Source organism: Mesorhizobium sp. M7A.F.Ca.AU.001.01.1.1, from assembly GCF_004022735.1.
Classification (GTDB): Bacteria; Pseudomonadota; Alphaproteobacteria; order Rhizobiales; family Rhizobiaceae; genus Mesorhizobium; species Mesorhizobium ciceri.
Map to the genome: position 1 here is coordinate 1 of NZ_RZPF01001161.1, position 1,083 is coordinate 1,083.

Here is a 1,083-nt window from a genome sequence, read left to right on the forward strand (position 1 = left end):
GTTCCTGCGCGACCTGTCAGCGGCGCTGACCGGCGGCTCGCCGTTCATCCAGGGCCAGAGCATCTTCACCGCCGGCCTGGTCATGGGCGTCATGCTGATCCCGGTCGTCTCCTCTCTCTCAGACGACATCATAACCGCGGTGCCGCGCGCCATGCGCGACGGGTCGCTCGGCCTCGGCGCGACCCGCTCCGAGACGATCAAGCGGGTGATCCTGCCGGCGGCACTGCCCGGCATCGTCGGCGCCATCCTGCTGACTGCCTCGCGCGCCATCGGCGAAACGATGATTGTCGTGCTGGCGGCGGGCGTCGCCGCCAACCTCACCATCAACCCGTTCGAGGCGATGACGACCATCACCGTCAAGATCGTCAACCAGCTCACCGGCGACCTCGAGTTCAATTCGCCGCAGACGCTGGTCGCCTTCGCGCTCGGGCTGACGCTGTTCACGCTGACGCTGGTGATGAACATCGTCGCGCTCTACATCGTGCGCAAATATCGGGAGCAGTACGAATGACCGACATTCCCATGGATACGATGGTCAGGCCGGCGGCCCATCCGCGCCGCGACATCGGCCTGAAGGCCCGTTACGCCGCCGAACGCCGTTTCCGCATCTATGGCGTCGTGGCGATTTCCGTAGGCCTGGCGTTCCTGGCAATCATGCTGATCACCATCGTCTCGAAAGGCTACACCGCCTTCTGGCAGACGACGGTATCGCTGCCGATCACGTTCGACGAGAAGGTGATCGATCCTTCCGGCAAGCGCGCAACCGATCCGAGCGTTCTGATCAAGGCGAATTATCCCAAGCTCGCAGAAAACGCGCTGGTGGCCAAGCTCGGCATCTCTCCTGATGACAAGCCGATGATCCAGAAGCTCAAGGGCTTCCTTTCGGAAGGCGCCCGCGTCCAGTTGCGCGACATCGTTGCCGCCGATCCCTCGGTGATCGGCACGACACGCGACGTCAACATCCTCGCCGCCGCCAATCTCGACTCGGCTTTCAAGGGCCAGATCGACCTCAGTGTCGAGGAAGCGCGACGCAAGGTCTCGGACCAGCAGATCACCTGGATGAACAAGCTCAAGGCCGAGGGC

The 1,083-nt window shown here is 63.5% G+C and carries 2 protein-coding genes; both read left to right on the plus strand.

Annotated elements, in window-relative coordinates; all coding sequences use genetic code 11:
- On the plus strand, positions 1-511 hold a 511-nt coding region (locus EN884_RS36740), incomplete at its 5' end, for an ABC transporter permease subunit (RefSeq protein WP_128361166.1).
- Positions 508-1,083, plus strand: a 576-nt coding sequence (locus EN884_RS36745) for a DUF3333 domain-containing protein (RefSeq protein ID WP_128361167.1), incomplete at its 3' end; no start/stop codon positions are given. The genes EN884_RS36740 and EN884_RS36745, both read left to right, overlap by 4 nt.